The sequence below is a fragment of the Caloramator sp. genome, assembly GCF_020054765.1.
Taxonomy (GTDB): Bacteria; Bacillota; Clostridia; order Clostridiales; family Caloramatoraceae; genus Thermobrachium; species Thermobrachium proteoclasticum.
This window is the reverse complement of sequence record NZ_JAIHAO010000002.1, coordinates 13,608-31,704: the sequence shown is the minus strand read 5'-3', so window position 1 is coordinate 31,704 and position 18,097 is coordinate 13,608. Positions and strand designations below refer to the sequence as shown.

Here is an 18,097-nt window from a genome sequence, read left to right as displayed (position 1 = left end):
ATATCTCCTCCTGCGAGGAATTTTTATTTTCTTATTCTTCTATAATCAAGTCTCCTGTAATTAAATATATAATCCATTATACCTATTATAAATATAATATTTGAAAGTGGTGAAGTCATAACAAAGAAGATTATTAAAAATCTTAAAAATCCCTTCATTTCTCTTTTTATAAAATAAAAATCAACCGCTGCAATACCATTTATAGTAAATACAAAACTAAATAAAATTTGTGCATTATAGTAGTATGATAGTGCATTTGGAAAATTAGTTACAACAAGAACAAAACTAATCAATACAATAACTAATATTGCTGTTGCAAGCTTAACAGGAATATACCACTGTGAGAGTGGTTTTATTTTTTCTACCTTATAGCCAAATCTATTAAATATTTTATATGCAAATAGATAACTTACAAGTGCACTCATTAATGAATATAAAAGCATAGTAACTGGAAATACCATTATAATAATATCTGAACTTGGTATTAGCTTCTTTAAAAGTGAATCTATCTGTTCTTGAGGTACACCTAATCCGCCATATATTTCTTTTGTTATTTTTACTGACTCATCTAACATCTGTATCATTGATTTTAGTATATCCTGACCTAAAATTAAATTAGATAGTTTAATAAGCACTGCTGTTGATATAAACACAACTATAGACATAAAAGTAAAGGTAGTAATAACTGATTTTTTATTTTTTATACAATACCCCATCACAAGCCCAAGGGCACCATAAATTATAGCAAAAGAAACAGCAGTAATAGGATCAACTGTAAAGGCAACAATTGCACCTGTTGCAATAACAGATAATAAACTATATTTAAAATTATGTCTTAAAAACGTAAGTGCTATAGGTATAGGCCATAAAAATATTCCTACAAAATATAAAAATGGAACATATATACTTGCTAATATTAATACAACATTTATTGCAGTCAATAAACCTGCTTCTACAATTGAACGAGTGGATGTTCTATTTTGCATAATCAGACCTCTCTTCCTTCTCTAATGTATGATATAAGCTTTGCACAATCTTGATATTGTGTATCTGCCTCCTCCTTTAAAAGACCAAGCTTTAGCTTCTTTATTACCTTTTCATCTATTTCTGAAAAGCTTATACCCAATCTTCTTCCAAGCATATAGGATAATATTATTATTTCTGATAATTCATCTGTTATTTCATCTGTACTTGATTTATTTCCCTTTGCCATACTTGTAAAAAGGTCTGCAACAGATGAAAGTAAAAAAGCTTTATAATTTTCAATAAGCTTTATATTATCCAGTATGTTTAGTTCATCGGCATTAAACATATAAACCCCCCCAAAAAATTCTATGTCTACATTAATACAATTATAGCATATTTATTATTATTGTAAAAAGAAAAAGTGCCTAAAATTTAGGCACTTCATTATTCTGCTGTATATGGAAGAAGAGCTATATTTCTTGCTCTCTTTATTGCTATTGTAAGCTCTCTTTGATGCTTTGCACAGTTTCCTGTGATTCTCTTTGGAAGAATCTTTCCTCTTTCTGTGATGTACTTCTTAAGTTTTGCGACATCCTTGTAATCGATGTATTCAACTTTATCCATACAGAAAGCACATACTCTCTTCTTCTTTCTTTGCTTAAAGTTTCCTTTTGCGTTTGCCATCTTTCTTCCCTCCTTACCTCAAGAATTAGACTAGAATGGAACTTCTTCCTCTCCATCAACTGGAATAAAATCTCCACCGTTATAATCATCAATTGGAGATTCATAGCCTTGGCCGTACATGCCTGAAGCTCCTCTTTGTGCCGAACCTCCGTCCTTTGGCCAATCTAAAAATTTAACCTCTTCTGCAACAACCTCTGTCACATATCTTGTGCTACCATCTTGAGCCTGATATTTTCTTGTTTGTATAGACCCAGATACTGCCACAAGCCTTCCTTTTCCCAGGTTGTTTGCAACGTTTTCAGCAAGTTTTCTCCAACATATAACTGGTATGAAATCTGCTTCTCTTTGTCCACTTTGACTTACGTAATTCCTGTCTACTGCAACAGTAAAGGTGGCTACGGCAATACCAGACCCAGCTGTAAATCTAAGTTCAGGGTCCTTTGTTAATCTGCCAATTAAAATAACTTTATTCAATTTAAACACCACCTAAAAATTACTTTTGTAAATTAACAACAAGATGTCTTATAACGCTATCGGAGATTCTTAGCACTCTGTCTAATTCCATTGGTAGTTCGGAATTAGCTGAGAAGTTCATAAGTACATAATATCCTTCGTTAATGTGGTTTATTTCATAAGCAAGCTTTCTCTTGCCCCACTCGTCTATGTTTTCTACTTCTCCACCACCATTAACAACAACATTCTTGAACTTCTCTACGTTTGCCTTTATTTCTTCTTCAGTTAGGTTTGGTGCTAAAACATATAGTGCTTCGTACTTTCTCATTATAGTTCACCTCCTCCCTCCGGACTAAACGGCTCATAAAATGAGCAGGGATTACAACTTCTCTATCTTAACACATTATTAATTTTAAGTCAAGTCACTATTTTCTTCTACTGCTGATTTTACTATCTTTTTGACAGACTTTTCAAATTTAGGTCTTGGAAGCATAACTATTCTTCCACAACCTGTACATTTTATTTTTATATCTGCCCCAAGCCTTATAATCTCCCAAGTTTTACTTCCACAAGGATGTTCTTTTTTTGTCTCAACTATATCTCCTAAATTAAATACTTTTACCAATTACTTTCCTCCTTCCTTGCTATATATAACTCTTTTTGGATATGGTATTTCAATTCCTTCCTTATCTAATCTATATTTTATTCGTCTTCTAAGTTCCCTTTCAATAGCCCATTGTTCCATTGGAATAGTCTTTGCCACCACTCTTATAGTTATACCAGATTCACCTAATTTTACAACCCCAAGAACATCTGGACCTTCAACAATGTCTTCAAAATCTTTTTTTACATCCTCACATACCTCTTTTATAACAGATATTGCATAGTCTATATCCTCTTCATAGGCAATATCTACATCAACAAGTGCCCTCATATTTCCTCTTGTTTTATTTGTAACCTTACTTATTGTTCCGTTAGGAATTATATGTAGGTCTCCAGTAAAATCCCTAAGCTTTGTAACCCTTATACCTATTGCCTCAACAAATCCTGATAAACCGTCTATAACAATATAATCCCCTACTGCAAATTGATCTTCAAGCAATATAAAAATCCCTGATATTATATCCTTAACCAAATTTTGAGCACCAAAACCAATTGCAACACCTGCAACTCCTGTTACAGCTATAACAGTTTTAATGTCAAATATCCAAATTGCAGCAACAAAATACATTAAATACCTTAATAAACTCTTGAAAAGTTCCTGAAGAGTTGCAGCCTTCTTTTCATTTAAACCAAACTTTGATTTTCTTTGTCTTTCGAAAAAAGAATGAATTATTTTTTCACCTATCTTTATTATTATTAAACAAATTATAATTATTGCAATTGCTTTAATAAACTTCAAAGAACCATCTATTATTTTTTCCTGTGTTAAATTGCTCAAAAAGGCCTCTTTAAATTTGTTAACTATATTCATAACTACACCTCCTCAAAATTAAAGATTAAGACCTATGGTCTTAATCTTTCAAGTGTCTTAAACTCGTCTTTAACATACTTATATACTTCCTTTACTCTTATCTTACCTTCTTTAATAAGTTCATCTATCTTTTTAAGATTTTCAATTTGAGTTAAAATAGATATACCACAACTTAAAGTAATTTCCCTTGGTGTCGGTATTATTTGTACATTAAGGTTTATTGACTTTAATGCAGACTCTGCTTGTATTGCAAAATTAGTGCTTTCAAATGTTACTATAATGTATTCCATCTCTTTATCAACCTCATATTCTTATAGTATTTGTTGCGTCGTGCATCTTTTCAACTATTGTATACATATTTGATACAGAACCTATCTTTAATTTATCTGATAAATTATAAAAATTCAAGCACGTTCCACAGGATAATATTTCCACTCCCTGCTGTTCTAAGATTTTAAGGCTCTCTAATACATCAGAACCCTCTGTAGTTAATTTTACTCCAGCATTAACAAATATTAATGTCTTTGGTTTTTTCTCAACTTCTGTTAATGAATATATATAGCTCTTCATTAAAGCTCTACCTAATACATCATCTCCTTGTCCAAAGCAGTCTGATGTAATAGTTATAACAATATTTTTTTCATCTTCAACTAAATTACTATTCTTATTCTCAATCTTTTTTATTATTACATGTATTCCTTCAGCATCTTCTTCTATGCGATACTCAAGTCCATAACTCTGTGCAAGTTTTGAAAGGTTTTCCCTTGCTCCCTGATTATCCACTATAACTTCAACTTCACCACTAACCATACTATCTAATTCCTTTTTTGTCATAATTACAGGCTTTGGACAGGCAAGTCCTCTACAATCAATCCTTTTCATTTTTATCCCCTCCATTTTTATCATTTTGTTCTATTATATCAATTATTACCTGGGCAATTTTAGCCATACTCATACTTTTATCCATACTCTTTTTTCTTATATATTCATATGCCTTGTCTTCTGTTAAGTTATATTTATTCATTATTAAACCCTTTGCCTTATCAATAAGCTTTCTCTCTTTTAACTTTCTTTCCATATCCATTAAATTTTTATAGTTAAAATATGCTGACTCTATTGCATATCTCAAACTTGTTTGATTAAAGGGCTTTTGAATATACGCAAATACTAACTTGCTTTTTAATTTATCAAAATACTCCTCTACACTTCCCTTAATAGTTATTATACAAGGACATATTCCTTGTTTTTCAACTACCTCACTTATCTCAAAGGCAGACATTCCCTTTAAATTTACGTCAATTAAAGCAACATCAGGGTTTATGCTTCGTATTTTTCTCAAAAGCGAAGAACCTGATTTTTCAGTTGCAACAACATTGAATCCCATTTGCATAAGCATAATCTGAATAGATTTTAATATTTCTTCATCGTTATCTCCTACTGCTATTTTAAGTCTATCCATATTAGCCCCTCATTAATACTTCGTTAAATATCTTTCTACTTCCCAAGATGTCACTACACTTTTATATTCCTTCCATTCCATCTCTTTTGCTTCAATAAACCTATTGTAGACGTGACTTCCTAATGCTTCCTTGATTAGTTCATCCTTTTTCAACTCTTTAACTGCTTCTCTAAGTGATTGAGGAAGCAAATCTAATCCCTCTTCTAATCTTTCCTCATCTGTTATTTCATATAAATTTCTATCTATTGGATCACAAGGTTTTAATCCTTTCTTTATTCCATCTAATCCTGCCTTTATTATAACTGCTAACGCTAAATATGGATTACAAGATGGGTCTGGATTTCTAAGTTCTATCCTTGCATTTTTATTTATTCTTGATGGAACTCTAATTAAAGGACTTCTATTTTTACAGGACCAAGATATATACATAGGAGCCTCATAACCTGATACTAACCTTTTATAGCTATTAACATTTGGATTTGTTATTGCACATATAGCCTTTGCGTGCTCCATTATCCCTGCTATAAAGCTATATGCCTCCTTTGACAAGTTTAGTTTATCATCTTTATCATAAAACAAATTTTCATCGCCTTTATATACGTATATATTTGTATGTAGTCCTGAACCTGGTATTCCATATATTGGTTTAGGCATAAATGTCGCGTGCAATCCGTGATTTTTAGCTATTTTTCTTACCACCTGTTTAAATGTTACTATTTTATCTGCCGAGTATAGTGCATCATCACATTTTAAGTCTATTTCGTGTTGTCCAGGTGCAACCTCGTGGTGTGATGCTTCAACTTCATATCCCATCTTATTAAGCGTTAAAACCATCTCTCTTCTTGCATTTTCTCCTAAATCTACAGGTGCTAAATCAAAATAGCTTGCATCATCGTGAGTTATTAATGTTGGTTTACCAAACTCATCTGTATTAAATAAGAAAAATTCACATTCAGGTCCTATTTTAATAGAATACCCCATCTCCTTCGCCTCATTTAATACCCTCTTTAAAACGTATCTTGGATCTCCCTCAAAGGGTTTACCCTCTGAATCATATATGTCACAAATAAATCTTGCCTCTTTTCCAAAGCTTGAATACCAAGGATATACTAAAAATGTATCTATATCAGGATAAAGATACATATCAGATTCTTCTATTCTAACAAATCCATCTATTGATGAACCATCAAAAACAATTTCATTATTTAAAGCTCTTTCAAGCTCACTTACAGTAATTGCAACATTTTTCATTATTCCAAATATATCAGTAAACTGAAGATATATAAATTCAACTTCTTCCTCTTTTATTTTGTTTAAAATATCCATTTTACTCAAATCTATCAACCTCCTTTTATTCTATTATAATATTCCAAAATAAAAAACACCATTAACAATTTATAAACTATTGTTAATGGCATTCTACTTAATTAACACACTAACTCATATTCCTTCTTTAGCATTATATCAATTATAGTTCTATCAACATTTTTCATTCCTTCTCTTGTAAATATACCTAAATTTCTTATAGTAGATTCTATATCACATCCAACAATACCGTTTCCACAAGGTACATAAACTCCTCTTGTTGCAAGCAATGCTGCTTTATAGGCAGCAGCTGCTGCTGTTGATAATTTTATAGCACATCCTGGTTTTGCACCATCACAAACTACACCACTTATATCTCCTACCATATTTTTAATAGTGTTCTCAATCTCCTTATCATTTCCTCCAAGAAGGTAGCACATACCACAAGCTGCACCAACCCCAGCTGCAACTCCACAGCCACAAACGCTTGATAATCTTCCCGTAAATTGCTTTATATAGATAGTTGTAATATGTGATATAGCAAGTGCCTTTATAAGTTCTTCGTTATCCTTATTTAAAAGCTTTGCACAAACTGCAACTGGTATTATAGCTGTTATTCCGTGATTTCCTGAACCTGCACTACTCATAACCGGCATAAAACATCCAGCCATTCTTGCATCAGAGGCTGCTGCCGTCATCATAATTATATTATTTTGAATATCGTCTGATATAATCCCTTCTTCAATCATTTTCTGATATCTTTTACCTATCTCCATTCCATAACTATTATTTAAGCCTTCCTTTGCAATTTTAATATTTACTTCAGCACCCTCTAATAAAAACTCTAATTCTTTATATTCCATATCTATTATTTCGTGTATCAAATCTAATAACTTAAATTCTCTTAAATCAAAATTTGACTTTGATGAGCCAACAGCTACTTCTCTATTTTCATATATAACTTTACCATTTGCCTCAAGATAAACTATATTTGAATGTTTATCTTTTATCTCACAAACTCCTAAACCATTTTTTGTAAATACCTCAACCCTTATATAAAATATAGCCTTTGAATCATCAACATCTATTCTAACTTTTCCTTCTTCAACTATTTTTTTAGCTTCTTTTTCGTGATTTGAATTTATATTTTTCAACACTTCAAGTTTTAACTTACAATCCCCTCCTATTGCACCTAATGCAGCAGCAATATGAAGACCTACATTCTTAGTTCCCGGAATACCTACAGCAAAGGCATTTTTAAATATATTTGAACTTACTATAACATTTATTTTTTCTATATCTCCTTTTACTACACTATATGCTGAAGCTGATGCAAGAGCAACTGCTACTGGCTCTGTACATCCTAATGCCAATACAACTTCTTGTTTTAAAACGTTTTTTATTATATTCTTCATATTAAAAACCTCCACGTATAATCTTATCTACATTAGATATTGCAAAAATTATGCCAACAAAAAAACATAAACAGAGGGGTATAAAGTATCAAAATGATACTTTATACCCCTACAAAGCTTTGATTACATAGTCTTTTACTTATAATCTCAAAATGATACTTTTAGTATCATTTTGAGATTAATTTAAACCATACTCCTTTATCTTTCTAAACAAAGTTGCCCTTCCTATTCCCAATGCCTTTGCCGCTTCGTCCTTTGAATTAAATTTCTGTAATGCCTCTTTTATTAAATTTTTCTCGTGATATTTTAAGTCAAATATAGTTATATCTTGGCCTTTTTTACTTTTCAACTTCTCGGGAACTTTATCATATGTTATATATTCTCCATTTTCCATATTCACAAGATATTCTATTATATTTTCCAATTCTCTGACATTACCTGGCCAATGGTAATTTAAAAATATCTCATATACATCTTCAGTAAATCCCTTTATATTTTTATTTAGTTTTAAACAGCATTTATTAAGTATATAATCCATTAGTACCTTTATATCATCTCTTCTTTCCCTAAGAGGAGGTATCTTTATTGGAATGACATTTAGCCTATAATATAAATCCTGCCTAAACTCTCCCTTTAACACCATCTCATCTAAATTCTTATGTGTTGCTGCTATTATTCTTATATCTACTTCTATCTGTCTATTGCTACCTATTCTTTCAATATATTTTTCTTGAAGTACTCTCAAGAGTTTAACTTGTAGATGCAGAGGCATATCCCCTATTTCATCCAAAAACAAAGTTCCACCCTGTGCAAGTTCAAATTTTCCTATTTTTCCTCCCTTTTTAGCTCCAGTAAAGGCTCCTTCTTCAAAACCAAAAAGCTCACTCTCAAGAAGTGATTCAGGTATAGCTGCACAGTTTACTGCAACAAAGGGCCTTTTTTTTCTTTTACTTTCATTGTGTATAGCTCTTGCAAATAGTTCTTTACCCGTTCCACTCTCTCCAAGTATTAATACTGTAGAATCTGCCCTTGAAGTTTTCTTTGCTATTTCTATAGCCTTTAAAAAATTTTCTGATTTACCTATAATACTATCAAAGGTCGTATCGCTATTTATAAGTGTCATATCTCTAATTATTTTGTTTATATCCTTCATATTTTTTAAAGAAAAAATAATACCCTGAAGCTTGTTTGAATACACAATAGGCTTAATAGAAACTAAAAAATTTCTATCCTCTATTCCAAACTGTATGTTTCTTATTTCTTTTCCTAAAAGAATATCGTTATGTATATCATCCTGTAATAATTTTGATATAAATAAATCAATCTCTTCTTCCTTTAAAATATCCTTTATAATTTTATTTTTAAATAAAATATTTTTATCTAAATCAATAGCTACTATTCCTTCATCAATTGAATTTATTATTGTTTCAATCTGTCTTATAAGTAAATTCTGTTTTTCACAAATATTCATCTCAGAAATCTTAGTGCTCAGCATATCGCTCATCTTATTTAAAAATTTAATAAGATTTTCTTTATTGTTATTTAATTGTATTTTTTGCTGTTCTGATAGAGCAACTAACCCTATTACTCCTACTACATTATTTTCTACCAATATCGGTGAGCATACCTCTGCATACTCAATACAGTTTATTTTGTTCTCACATTCAAAACATATATCATCTTCCCTTGGATTATCTATTATTAATATTTTCTTTAGCTCCATTGCCTTTTTAAAGGCCGATTTATCGACTATCTTTTTTTCAATTAAATCCTTATACATTCCAGTTGCAGCAACTCTTATATTAAAAGAATCAACAATAGTTACATCAACTCCAACGACACTCTTTATTATCTCTGCTATATTCTGTGCATAATCCTTAATATCCTTTAAATTTTTCATATCAATTCCTCTTTTAATAGAGTTTCTAATATTTTTATAACTTTTTCATTACAAATAGAATAGTTTATTTCAAGCCCATTTCTTCTACCCTTTATAATTCCTTTATTTTTTAATATTCCTATATGCTGTGAAACAGTAGACTGAGGTATGTTTAAGCACCCCTGCATTGTAGTTACATTTTTTTCTCCTTCAATATATAATCCCTTTAATATACACAATCTGATAGGATGTCCTATGACCTTTAAAATTTCTGCTGTTTCTAAAAATACCTGATTATCTAAATAATTCATAATTTTCACCTCATCTTGATGATTATTCTAATTTATTATGCTATAATAATGAAACAAAGGAGGGTTTTATATGTTTGATAAACAATTTCTAATTAAATTGAGGAATTTTGCAATTTTTATAGTAATCTATACTTTAGTATTCTTTTTATTTTTTTCAACATTATCCTATACACTCCCTTTTGTTATAGGAATAATTGTTTCTTTGATTTCACTACCTTTAGTTAAATTTTTAAAACATAAATTAAAATTTAAAGATTCTATTGCCTCTTTGATATCTGTTCTATTGGTCTATATTATATTTGTTTTGCTACTAATAGGTATTTTTACAAAAATAACATACGAAATAAAACAATTAGTATCTTCTATACCTAACGTTAACACATTTATTCCATACATTCAAGAATACTTTGATAAATTAAGATTATATTACGATGCAATCGACCCTGCAATTGTTCAAAAAATAAATGATCAGATTACTAAATTTGCCTATTCAAGTTTAGATATATCCCTTTCTATACTTAATAAGTTGTTATCTATTATACTAAAACTACCTGTTATTTTTTTAGTGTTATTTGTTTCTTTATTATCTTCATATTTCTTTAGTAAAGATATGTTAAATTTTAGGTCATCTATATTAAATATATTTACACCAGACGGAAAGAAAAAGTTTTCCCTAATAATAGATGAATTAAACAAGTCCTTAACTGGGTATATAAAGGCATATTCTTTTATTGTTACATTATCATTTGTAGAGACATACATAGGGTTTTCTGTATTAAATATAAAATATGCGTTAATTTTAAGTATTGTTTCTGCTATATTTGATGTTTTACCTATTTTAGGTATTGGTGCCGTTTATTCTTTAGTTGCATTATATTATATTATAACTAAAAAATATATTATAGCTTTTGGAATTATAATATTATATCTAATAGTTACTGTTGTTAGACAAATATTAGAACCAAAACTTGTTTCTGCATCACTTGGGCTTCACCCTGTAGCAGTTTTAGCTGCAATATTTATAGGTATAAAGGCCTATGGGTTTGTGGGGATGATTTATCTTATCTTTCTAATGGTATTATATAACATACTTAAAAAAACAAAAATATTATAGGAATATAAAACCTCCCATTTGGATAAACTTACAATATAGGAAAATGGGAGGTTTTACTATGCCTATAAATAATGATATATACTTTTCAACAAACGTAAATAATATAAATTCAAGCTACCTTCTATCAATTAAATTAATTGACTTGATTTTAGAAAACGATATATATAATAAAAATTTAGTCATACTTTGTATAGGTACAGATAGATCAACTGGCGACTGTTTAGGTCCTCTTGTTGGATATAAGCTTAATAAATTATCCTTAAATAAAAGAGTTGATATATACGGAACACTAAATAATCCTGTTCACGCTAAAAATCTTGATGAACATATAAACCTTATTTACAATACAACAAAAAATCCTTTTATTTTAGCTATAGACGCATCTCTCGGAAAGAGCGAAAATATAGGTAATATTAATTTAATAAAGGGACCTGTTTATCCAGGTGCTGGAGTAAATAAAAAACTTCAACCTGTAGGAGATATAAGCATAACTGGCATTGTTAATAGTTCTGGATATATGGAGTATATAGTTCTACAAAACACCAGATTAAGCATTGTTATGAAGATGGCTGAAGTTATCACTACAAGTATTTATATGTCTTTAAAACAAATTTACAATTACAAAGTTGCAATTGATTAAAAAAGTGGAGAATAGGTTCTATTATTTATTGAATATAAAATTTCCTTCATACTTTTATTATCAACATTTATAAGAAGAGCTCCTCTCTCTGGAGTTTTAACGTGACTTGTTAAATTAGATAAACCTAATTCTTCATCTTTATAAATATATACATCTGAAGGTATACCTTCACTAAACTTATGAACATTATAACCTAAACTTTCTAAGTTTAATATTATTTCCTTTAAATTATCCTGAACACTTATAATCATAAAAACACCTCCTGTTCTTATTATTTCACAGGAGGTGTTTTATTATTACTTAAGTGCCTGTTCTAAGGCTTGTTTTTCTTCATCAGATAGGTCATATTTAGAAATTCCATTTTCAATTGGTTTTGCAAATGTAGTACATTCACTTCTTCCAAAAAGACCAGTAAGTACTATTCCATCATTATTTTCGTCTAAAAGTGCAACTGAAAAACTTAAATCACTACCTACATCATCAAAGGCTCTATATCTTACAATACCTACCTTTTGTATACATTTTTTTAATCTTAAGTTTACATCATTGTATAACTCGGTATTTTTATTAACTTGTTCTAACGCCTTATCTATATTATCTGTATACTGCATAATTAGTTCTTCTAAATTTTTATTATTGTTTCCCTTCATAAGTTTTCTGTAACGTTTTTCAATTCTATTAAGTTCTACCCTGTTTAATATTTCTAAGAACAATATGATTAACACTAAAATTAATATACCTATATTAATAAAAAGACCATATGTTTGAAAAAAGTTTTTTATAAATTCCATAAGATCAGCTCCTTTTTAATGTTTCACGTGAAACATTTTTATAAATTTAATATATCAAGTATTCTTTGTAAATCATCTTCGCTATAATATTCTATCTCAATTTTTCCTTTTTTTCTACCCTTATTTATATTCACCTTTGTACCAAATATGTTTTTTAATCTATCCTCTATATCCTTTATGTAGATATCTTTTGTATTATTTTTTTCTTTTTTATCCTTTATATTATTAAGATTTTGAATTAACTTTTCTGTCTGCCTTACATTTAATCCTTCATTTACAACCTTTATTGCTATTTCATATTGTTTGTTTTTATCTTCTATTCCTGCTATAACCTTGCCGTGACCTTCTGTTATATCTAAATTTAAAATCATATCAATAACTCTTTTATCTAAATTTAAAAGTCTTAGGGAATTTGTTATCGCTGGTCTTGACTTTCCAAGCCTTTTTGCTAATTCATCCTGTGTGAGTCCAAACTCATCTATAAGTTTTTTGTAAGCAATTGCTTCTTCTATAGGGTTTAAATCCTCCCTTTGTATATTCTCTATTAATGAAATTTCCATTGCTTCCTTTTCACTAATTTCCTTCTCTATAATTGGTACTTTTTTAAGTCCAGCAAGCCTTGCTGCTCTCCATCTTCTTTCTCCTGCAATAATTTTAAAATACTCGCCTTCTTTTTTTACTATTATAGGTTGAATTATACCGTGTTCCTTTATCGATTGTGCTAATTGTTCTATTTTTTCTACATCTATATTTTTTCTTGGCTGTTCTTCATTTGGAAACACATCATTTATATCAACTTCTTTTACACCCTCTAATTCTTTAACTTCAACCTCTGGTATCAGAGCACCTAACCCCTTACCTAAAGCACTCTTTTTTGCTGTCATATCAATATCCTCCTTCATCATATTCTAAAAATTCTTTTGCAAGTTCCATATATGCCTCTGCTCCTCTCGAATTTTTATCATACAGCATAATTGGAATACCGTGGCTTGGTGCCTCAGCCAACTTAACATTTCTCGGGATAATTGTAGTATATACCTTACCCTTAAAATATTTTTTTGCTTCCTCAACAACCTCAATAGAAAGGTTTGTTCTACCGTCAAACATACTCATAATTACACCCTGTATATCAAGTTTAGGGTTTAAACTCTTTTTAACTAATTGAATAGTATTCATCAATTGTCCAACACCTTCGAGTGCATAAAACTCACATTGTATTGGAATAAGCACACTATCTGAAGCTGTAAGTGCATTTATTGATAATAATCCAAGAGATGGTGGACAGTCAATAAATATATAATCATAATCATCCTTTATACTCATCAATGCTTCCTTCAATTTACTTTCTCTATTTATTTTGGCAGTTAATTCTATTTCTGCACCAGCCAATTCTACATTTGAAGGAAGTAGATACAAGTTTTCAAAAACTTCTACTATTGCCTTGTTTGCATCTAATCCCATTATAACATCATACATAGAATACTCTAAATCATCTTTATTTACACCAAAACCACTTGTTGTATTGCCTTGTGGATCTATATCAACTGATAAAACCTTCTTACCAAAGCTTGCAATATATGCAGCCAAATTAATACTGGTAGTAGTTTTCCCAACACCACCCTTTTGATTAAATATCGATATTATTTTTCCCATCTAATTTACACCCCCATGTATATTATCACACGTCATATAATATATTTTACAGTAAGAATGAATTAGTTTAAATACATTTAGGAGGATTTTATGTTAAAATTAATATTTTCTACATTTATAACTATATTTTTAGCTGAATTAGGGGATAAAACACAAATTGCAACTATGATGCTATCCGCTAATTCTAAACAAAAATTAGTAATATTTTTAGGTTCCAGTTTAGCTTTAGTTTGCTCCTCTCTGGTCGCTGTTATCTTAGGAGATACACTAAGCCGTATCATACCACCTCAATATATTCAAAAGGGTGCTGCAATAGCATTTATTGCTATAGGAATACTTCTTTTCTTTAACAAAATATAAAACAATACTCTATATTTTACAAAAGCCCTACGAATAGATTTCAAAAGGCAACTAACATATTAAAGTGTGCCTAAAAAATCATTCATAGGGCTATTGTGAAACAACTATTTATTTAATATAAAGGGTTTAAATGATATTTTCAGAATTTTCTTTATTACACTTTTTGTATATTACTTTTTTGGAATTCTCACTACTATTTCTAAATACTCATCTAACTCTTTTTGTTTATACTCTGCTTCAATTCCACTTTTTTCCATAATCTGTTTTATGGTATTGGTTATTATTTTTGTATTTATATTCCATTTATACTTATTCTTGTTATTTTTGTTGTTTTTATTGATGTTTTGATTTTCATTTAAAATTTTTTCAATTAATTCCTCTGTCTTTTTTACTGTTAAACCTTTTTTTATGACTTCTCCTATTACCTTTTTTTGTAAAGATTCGTCTTCAAGTTTAAGGAGTGCTCTTGCGTGCCTTTCTGTTAAACCTTCACTTATAAGCATTTCCTTTACTTCATTAGATAATTTCAATAATCTAAGTTTATTTGCTATTGTAGATTGCTTTTTTCCTATTCTTACTGCAAGCTCCTCTTGTGTAAATCCGTGTTCTTTAATTAAGTTATAATATCCTTCTGCTTCTTCTAAATAATTTAAATCCTCTCTCTGAAGGTTCTCAATAAGTGCAAGTACAGCAGATTCTGTGTCAGTAATATCCACAATTATTGCAGGTATTTCTGTTAATCCAGCAAGTTGAGATGCTCTAAGTCTCCTCTCTCCAGCAACTAATTCAAAAAGATTATCATTAATTCTTCGTACACTTATAGGCTGTAATACTCCAAATTCTCTTATTGATTCTGATAGTTCTATTAATGCTTCTTGGTTAAATATTTTTCTTGGCTGATACATATTTTGTCTTATTTTTGTTATAGGTATATTTATAATCTCTCTTTCAGCCTTCATATCCACCATCCCTTTTTAAATATTAAAAATTTATCTTAGCGGCTTCTTTTCTATCTGAGCTGGTTTTCTTGGGTATCTTTTATCAGTATTTTTTATTTTATCAACTATAACAAGATTATGTTTTATATCCTCACCTAATATATTAGTTTCTACAATACTATTTAGTTTTCCTCCTAAAGTACCTATTGCATTTTTTGCTTCTTCTACCTCCTCATATGCAGAAGGTCCCTTTAATGCTATAAATTTTCCACCAACTTTTACATAAGGCATACAATATTCACTAAGAACCATCATATTAGCCACTGCTCTTGCTGTTGCAATATCAAATTTTTCTCTAAAATCTTCTTTTCTTGCCATATCCTCTGCTCTTCCGTGTACCGCAACTATACCCTTAAGTCCAAGCTTTGATATGACATCGTTTAAAAAGTTTATTCTTTTATTTAATGAATCAAGTAATACAACTTCTACATTAGGATTTATTATCTTTATTGGGATTCCTGGAAATCCTGCACCAGTACCAACATCTATAACCTTTATACCATCCTTTAAATATCCACTTTTAATTATTGATATAGAATCAATAAAATGCTTTTTTATTATTCCTTCATCATCTGTTATTGCTGTTAGATTTATCTTTTCATTCCATTCCTTTAATAAATCCTTATATATCATAAACTGTTCTATTTTTTCATCATCTAATTCAATACCATATACCTTTGCACCCTCGTAAAGAAGCTCCTTTAATTCCATATACTACTCTCCCTTTTTTCTTCTTAACTGTTCTAAATATATAAGAAGTACTGAAATATCTGCTGGAGAAACTCCTGATATTCTTGAAGCTTGACCTATGTTTTGTGGCCTTATCTTTGACAGTTTCTGCTGTGCTTCAATTCTAAGACCTTGTATCTGGTTATAGTCAATAAAATCTGGTATTCTTTTTTGCTCTATCTTTTTAAACTGTTCTACTTGTTGAAGTTGCTTTTGTATGTATCCATCATACTTAATCTGATTTTCTACTTCTCTTGCAACATCATAAGGTATATTTGGTCTCTCCTTATCTATTTCCTTTGTTAATTCATATGTGAGCTCAGGTCTCTTAATTAAATCATAAAGATGTATACCAGATTTTATCTCTGAACTATTATTTTTTCTTAAAAACTCATTTACCTCTTCACTTGGAGGTAGTGTAACTTTTTTAATTCTTTGAATTTCCTCTTCTATAGCCTGTTTTCTTTTCAAATATCTTTGATATCTCTCCTCTGTTACAAGACCTACCCTATATCCCTTCTCTGTTAATCTCAAATCTGCATTATCCTGTCTTAAAAGCAATCTATATTCTGCCCTTGATGTCATCATTCTATAAGGTTCATTAGTTCCCTTTGTTACTAAATCATCTATTAGAACACCTATATATGCATCTGATCTATCTAATATTAATGGCTCCTTATTTTTAACTTTAAGTGCTGCATTAATACCTGCTATTATTCCCTGTGCTGCTGCCTCTTCATATCCAGAAGTTCCATTTATCTGTCCTGCAAAGAACAATCCTTCAATAAATTTAAGTTCAAGTGAAAGTTTAAGTTGTTGCGGGTCAATGCAGTCATATTCAATTGCATATGCTGTTCTCATTATTTCAGCATTTTCTAACCCTGGAATGGATCTGTAAAATTTAATTTGTACATCCTCAGGCATAGAACTGGACATTCCCTGAATATACATCTCTTCCGTATTTTCACCCTCTGGTTCAATAAAGATTTGATGCCTTTCCTTATCAGGGAATTTAACAATTTTATCCTCTATTGAAGGACAATATCTTGGACCAACTCCTTCAATATCTCCTGTAAAAAGTGGGGATCTATGTATATTTTCCTTTATTATTTTATGGGTCTCTTCTGTTGTATAAGTTAAATAGCAAGGTATTTGCACTCTCTCTATATTATCTGACATAAAGGAGAATGGAATTACCCTTTCATCTCCAGGTTGTATTGTCGTCTTTGAAAAATCAATAGACCTTCTATTTATTCTTGCTGGAGTTCCTGTTTTAAATCTCCTTAAACTGATTCCCAATGCCTTTAGACTATCGGATAATTCATTCGCAGGAAATAACCCATTAGGTCCACCATTATAGCTTACATCACCAATTATTATTCTACTCTTTAGATATGTACCTGATGTTATTACTACTGTCTTACATTCAAAATAGGCACCATTTTTTGTTTTTAAACCTACTATCTTATTATCCTTAACATCAAGTTCAATAACTTCATCCTGCTTTAAAGTTAAATTTTCCTGCGTCTCTAAAACGTGCTTCATATATTCCTGATATCTTTTCTTATCTGCCTGTGCTCTTAATGATTGTACTGCTGGGCCTTTAGCTGTATTTAACATTTTGGATTGTAGATATGTATTATCAATTGCTATACCCATTTGTCCACCAAGTGCATCTACTTCCCTCACCAAATGTCCCTTTGCTGTACCTCCAATTGAAGGATTACAAGCCATCATTGCTATACTATCTAAATTCAATGTTATGCATAGAGTCTTACATCCCATTCTTGCAGCAGCAAGGGCTGCCTCACATCCTGCGTGTCCTGCTCCAACTACTATAACATCATAACTACCTGCAAAATACAA

General features: G+C 30.2%; 24 protein-coding genes. 3 read left to right on the top strand and 21 right to left on the bottom strand.

Going from position 1 to position 18,097, the window contains the following annotated elements; translation table 11 throughout:
* Positions 1 to 23: 23 nt before the first annotated feature.
* The 14 genes from JG776_RS01145 to JG776_RS01080 all read right to left on the bottom strand — a co-directional run bounded on the left by JG776_RS01145 (position 24) and on the right by JG776_RS01080 (position 9,946).
* Positions 24 to 986 carry a YybS family protein gene (locus JG776_RS01145; RefSeq protein WP_291964011.1) on the bottom strand — a complete coding sequence of 321 codons (963 nt, stop codon included), beginning with the start codon at positions 984 to 986 and terminating at the stop codon, positions 24 to 26.
* Between the two features lie 2 nt (positions 987 to 988).
* Positions 989 to 1,312: a MazG-like family protein gene (locus JG776_RS01140; protein WP_273964162.1), complete on the bottom strand. Its 324-nt coding sequence runs from the start codon at positions 1,310 to 1,312 to the stop codon at positions 989 to 991.
* Positions 1,313 to 1,410: 98 nt separating this feature from the next.
* Positions 1,411 to 1,650, bottom strand: coding sequence for a 30S ribosomal protein S18 (gene rpsR, locus JG776_RS01135; RefSeq protein WP_027308689.1), 240 nt, complete (start codon positions 1,648 to 1,650; stop codon positions 1,411 to 1,413).
* Positions 1,651 to 1,680: 30 nt separating this feature from the next.
* Positions 1,681 to 2,124, bottom strand: a complete 444-nt coding sequence (gene ssb / locus JG776_RS01130; RefSeq protein ID WP_291964010.1) for a single-stranded DNA-binding protein — start codon at positions 2,122 to 2,124, stop codon at positions 1,681 to 1,683.
* 19 nt (positions 2,125 to 2,143) lie between these two features.
* Positions 2,144 to 2,431, bottom strand: coding sequence for a 30S ribosomal protein S6 (rpsF, locus tag JG776_RS01125; protein WP_291964009.1), 288 nt, complete (start codon positions 2,429 to 2,431; stop codon positions 2,144 to 2,146).
* Between the two features lie 84 nt (positions 2,432 to 2,515).
* Positions 2,516 to 2,728 (bottom strand): DUF951 domain-containing protein, encoded by a 213-nt coding sequence (locus JG776_RS01120; protein ID WP_027308692.1) that lies wholly within the window; start codon positions 2,726 to 2,728, stop codon positions 2,516 to 2,518.
* Positions 2,729 to 3,577, bottom strand: coding sequence for a mechanosensitive ion channel family protein (locus JG776_RS01115; protein WP_291964008.1), 849 nt, complete (start codon positions 3,575 to 3,577; stop codon positions 2,729 to 2,731).
* A 32-nt stretch (positions 3,578 to 3,609) separates the two neighbouring features.
* Complete coding sequence (locus JG776_RS01110; protein ID WP_291964007.1) at positions 3,610 to 3,867, bottom strand: DUF3343 domain-containing protein; 258 nt, start codon at positions 3,865 to 3,867, stop codon at positions 3,610 to 3,612.
* 13 nt (positions 3,868 to 3,880) lie between these two features.
* The gene (yedF, locus tag JG776_RS01105) at positions 3,881 to 4,459 is read right to left on the bottom strand and encodes a sulfurtransferase-like selenium metabolism protein YedF (RefSeq protein WP_291964006.1); all 579 of its coding nucleotides are present in this window, start codon (positions 4,457 to 4,459) and stop codon (positions 3,881 to 3,883) included.
* Entirely contained in the window at positions 4,446 to 5,036 is a 591-nt protein-coding gene (locus JG776_RS01100; RefSeq protein WP_291964005.1) for an ANTAR domain-containing protein, read from the bottom strand. The genes yedF and JG776_RS01100 overlap by 14 nt, the downstream gene beginning before the upstream one ends.
* 12 nt (positions 5,037 to 5,048) lie before the next feature.
* Positions 5,049 to 6,362 (bottom strand): type I glutamate--ammonia ligase, encoded by a 1,314-nt coding sequence (gene glnA / locus JG776_RS01095; RefSeq protein ID WP_291964098.1) that lies wholly within the window; start codon positions 6,360 to 6,362, stop codon positions 5,049 to 5,051.
* A 101-nt stretch (positions 6,363 to 6,463) separates the two neighbouring features.
* Positions 6,464 to 7,756 carry a serine dehydratase subunit alpha family protein gene (locus JG776_RS01090; RefSeq protein WP_291964004.1) on the bottom strand — a complete coding sequence of 431 codons (1,293 nt, stop codon included), beginning with the start codon at positions 7,754 to 7,756 and terminating at the stop codon, positions 6,464 to 6,466.
* Positions 7,757 to 7,934: 178 nt separating this feature from the next.
* Positions 7,935 to 9,656 (bottom strand): sigma 54-interacting transcriptional regulator, encoded by a 1,722-nt coding sequence (locus JG776_RS01085; RefSeq protein ID WP_291964003.1) that lies wholly within the window; start codon positions 9,654 to 9,656, stop codon positions 7,935 to 7,937.
* Positions 9,653 to 9,946 carry a metalloregulator ArsR/SmtB family transcription factor gene (locus JG776_RS01080; RefSeq protein ID WP_291964002.1) on the bottom strand — a complete coding sequence of 98 codons (294 nt, stop codon included), beginning with the start codon at positions 9,944 to 9,946 and terminating at the stop codon, positions 9,653 to 9,655. Before JG776_RS01080 ends, JG776_RS01085 begins: the two co-directional genes overlap by 4 nt.
* A 70-nt stretch (positions 9,947 to 10,016) precedes the next feature.
* On the opposite strand from JG776_RS01080, the gene ytvI reads away from it, so the two are divergent.
* Positions 10,017 to 11,060 (top strand): sporulation integral membrane protein YtvI, encoded by a 1,044-nt coding sequence (gene ytvI, locus JG776_RS01075; RefSeq protein WP_291964001.1) that lies wholly within the window; start codon positions 10,017 to 10,019, stop codon positions 11,058 to 11,060.
* A gap of 58 nt (positions 11,061 to 11,118) precedes the next feature.
* On the top strand, positions 11,119 to 11,700 hold the full coding sequence (gene yyaC / locus JG776_RS01070; RefSeq protein ID WP_291964000.1) for a spore protease YyaC: 582 nt from the start codon (positions 11,119 to 11,121) through the stop codon (positions 11,698 to 11,700).
* Here yyaC and JG776_RS01065 read toward each other — a convergent pair.
* Genes JG776_RS01065 through JG776_RS01050 form a run of 4 tightly spaced genes read right to left on the bottom strand, consistent with a single transcriptional unit; the run spans position 11,697 to position 14,144 of the window.
* On the bottom strand, positions 11,697 to 11,951 hold the full coding sequence (locus JG776_RS01065) for a YkuS family protein (protein WP_291963999.1): 255 nt from the start codon (positions 11,949 to 11,951) through the stop codon (positions 11,697 to 11,699). The two genes, yyaC and JG776_RS01065, sit on opposite strands and share 4 nt — an antisense overlap.
* A 45-nt stretch (positions 11,952 to 11,996) precedes the next feature.
* The gene (locus JG776_RS01060) at positions 11,997 to 12,491 is read right to left on the bottom strand and encodes a DUF4446 family protein (RefSeq protein WP_291963998.1); all 495 of its coding nucleotides are present in this window, start codon (positions 12,489 to 12,491) and stop codon (positions 11,997 to 11,999) included.
* A 38-nt stretch (positions 12,492 to 12,529) separates the two neighbouring features.
* Positions 12,530 to 13,375: a ParB/RepB/Spo0J family partition protein gene (locus tag JG776_RS01055; protein WP_291963997.1), complete on the bottom strand. Its 846-nt coding sequence runs from the start codon at positions 13,373 to 13,375 to the stop codon at positions 12,530 to 12,532.
* 1 nt (position 13,376) lies between these two features.
* The gene (locus tag JG776_RS01050; protein WP_291963996.1) at positions 13,377 to 14,144 is read right to left on the bottom strand and encodes an AAA family ATPase; all 768 of its coding nucleotides are present in this window, start codon (positions 14,142 to 14,144) and stop codon (positions 13,377 to 13,379) included.
* Between the two features lie 90 nt (positions 14,145 to 14,234).
* On the opposite strand from JG776_RS01050, the gene JG776_RS01045 reads away from it, so the two are divergent.
* Entirely contained in the window at positions 14,235 to 14,504 is a 270-nt protein-coding gene (locus tag JG776_RS01045) for a TMEM165/GDT1 family protein (RefSeq protein ID WP_291963995.1), read from the top strand.
* A gap of 170 nt (positions 14,505 to 14,674) precedes the next feature.
* Here JG776_RS01045 and noc read toward each other — a convergent pair whose 3' ends face one another.
* From noc to mnmG, 3 genes are read right to left on the bottom strand one after another with little or no spacing between them, the layout of a single operon-like run.
* On the bottom strand, positions 14,675 to 15,463 hold the full coding sequence (gene noc / locus JG776_RS01040) for a nucleoid occlusion protein (protein ID WP_291963994.1): 789 nt from the start codon (positions 15,461 to 15,463) through the stop codon (positions 14,675 to 14,677).
* 30 nt (positions 15,464 to 15,493) lie between these two features.
* Entirely contained in the window at positions 15,494 to 16,213 is a 720-nt protein-coding gene (rsmG, locus tag JG776_RS01035; RefSeq protein ID WP_291963993.1) for a 16S rRNA (guanine(527)-N(7))-methyltransferase RsmG, read from the bottom strand.
* Positions 16,214 to 16,216: 3 nt separating this feature from the next.
* Positions 16,217 to 18,097 carry a tRNA uridine-5-carboxymethylaminomethyl(34) synthesis enzyme MnmG gene (gene mnmG / locus JG776_RS01030; protein ID WP_291963992.1) on the bottom strand — a complete coding sequence of 627 codons (1,881 nt, stop codon included), beginning with the start codon at positions 18,095 to 18,097 and terminating at the stop codon, positions 16,217 to 16,219.

What these genes read in the sequence shown, in the direction of transcription:
- JG776_RS01145 (WP_291964011.1), bottom strand. Translation starts at nt 986, where the DNA reads ATGCAAAATAGAACATCCACTCGTTCAATTGTAGAAGCAGGTTTATTG.
- JG776_RS01140 (WP_273964162.1), bottom strand. Translation starts at nt 1,312, where the DNA reads ATGTTTAATGCCGATGAACTAAACATACTGGATAATATAAAGCTTATT.
- rpsR (WP_027308689.1), bottom strand. Translation starts at nt 1,650, where the DNA reads ATGGCAAACGCAAAAGGAAACTTTAAGCAAAGAAAGAAGAAGAGAGTA.
- rpsF (WP_291964009.1), bottom strand. Translation starts at nt 2,431, where the DNA reads ATGAGAAAGTACGAAGCACTATATGTTTTAGCACCAAACCTAACTGAA.
- JG776_RS01115 (WP_291964008.1), bottom strand. Translation starts at nt 3,577, where the DNA reads ATGAATATAGTTAACAAATTTAAAGAGGCCTTTTTGAGCAATTTAACA.
- JG776_RS01110 (WP_291964007.1), bottom strand. Translation starts at nt 3,867, where the DNA reads ATGGAATACATTATAGTAACATTTGAAAGCACTAATTTTGCAATACAA.
- yedF (WP_291964006.1), bottom strand. Translation starts at nt 4,459, where the DNA reads ATGAAAAGGATTGATTGTAGAGGACTTGCCTGTCCAAAGCCTGTAATT.
- JG776_RS01100 (WP_291964005.1), bottom strand. Translation starts at nt 5,036, where the DNA reads ATGGATAGACTTAAAATAGCAGTAGGAGATAACGATGAAGAAATATTA.
- glnA (WP_291964098.1), bottom strand. Translation starts at nt 6,362, where the DNA reads ATGGATATTTTAAACAAAATAAAAGAGGAAGAAGTTGAATTTATATAT.
- JG776_RS01090 (WP_291964004.1), bottom strand. Translation starts at nt 7,756, where the DNA reads ATGAAGAATATAATAAAAAACGTTTTAAAACAAGAAGTTGTATTGGCA.
- JG776_RS01085 (WP_291964003.1), bottom strand. Translation starts at nt 9,656, where the DNA reads ATGAAAAATTTAAAGGATATTAAGGATTATGCACAGAATATAGCAGAG.
- JG776_RS01080 (WP_291964002.1), bottom strand. Translation starts at nt 9,946, where the DNA reads ATGAATTATTTAGATAATCAGGTATTTTTAGAAACAGCAGAAATTTTA.
- ytvI (WP_291964001.1), top strand. Translation starts at nt 10,017, where the DNA reads ATGTTTGATAAACAATTTCTAATTAAATTGAGGAATTTTGCAATTTTT.
- yyaC (WP_291964000.1), top strand. Translation starts at nt 11,119, where the DNA reads ATGCCTATAAATAATGATATATACTTTTCAACAAACGTAAATAATATA.
- JG776_RS01065 (WP_291963999.1), bottom strand. Translation starts at nt 11,951, where the DNA reads ATGATTATAAGTGTTCAGGATAATTTAAAGGAAATAATATTAAACTTA.
- JG776_RS01060 (WP_291963998.1), bottom strand. Translation starts at nt 12,491, where the DNA reads ATGGAATTTATAAAAAACTTTTTTCAAACATATGGTCTTTTTATTAAT.
- JG776_RS01055 (WP_291963997.1), bottom strand. Translation starts at nt 13,375, where the DNA reads ATGACAGCAAAAAAGAGTGCTTTAGGTAAGGGGTTAGGTGCTCTGATA.
- JG776_RS01050 (WP_291963996.1), bottom strand. Translation starts at nt 14,144, where the DNA reads ATGGGAAAAATAATATCGATATTTAATCAAAAGGGTGGTGTTGGGAAA.
- JG776_RS01045 (WP_291963995.1), top strand. Translation starts at nt 14,235, where the DNA reads ATGTTAAAATTAATATTTTCTACATTTATAACTATATTTTTAGCTGAA.
- noc (WP_291963994.1), bottom strand. Translation starts at nt 15,463, where the DNA reads ATGAAGGCTGAAAGAGAGATTATAAATATACCTATAACAAAAATAAGA.
- rsmG (WP_291963993.1), bottom strand. Translation starts at nt 16,213, where the DNA reads ATGGAATTAAAGGAGCTTCTTTACGAGGGTGCAAAGGTATATGGTATT.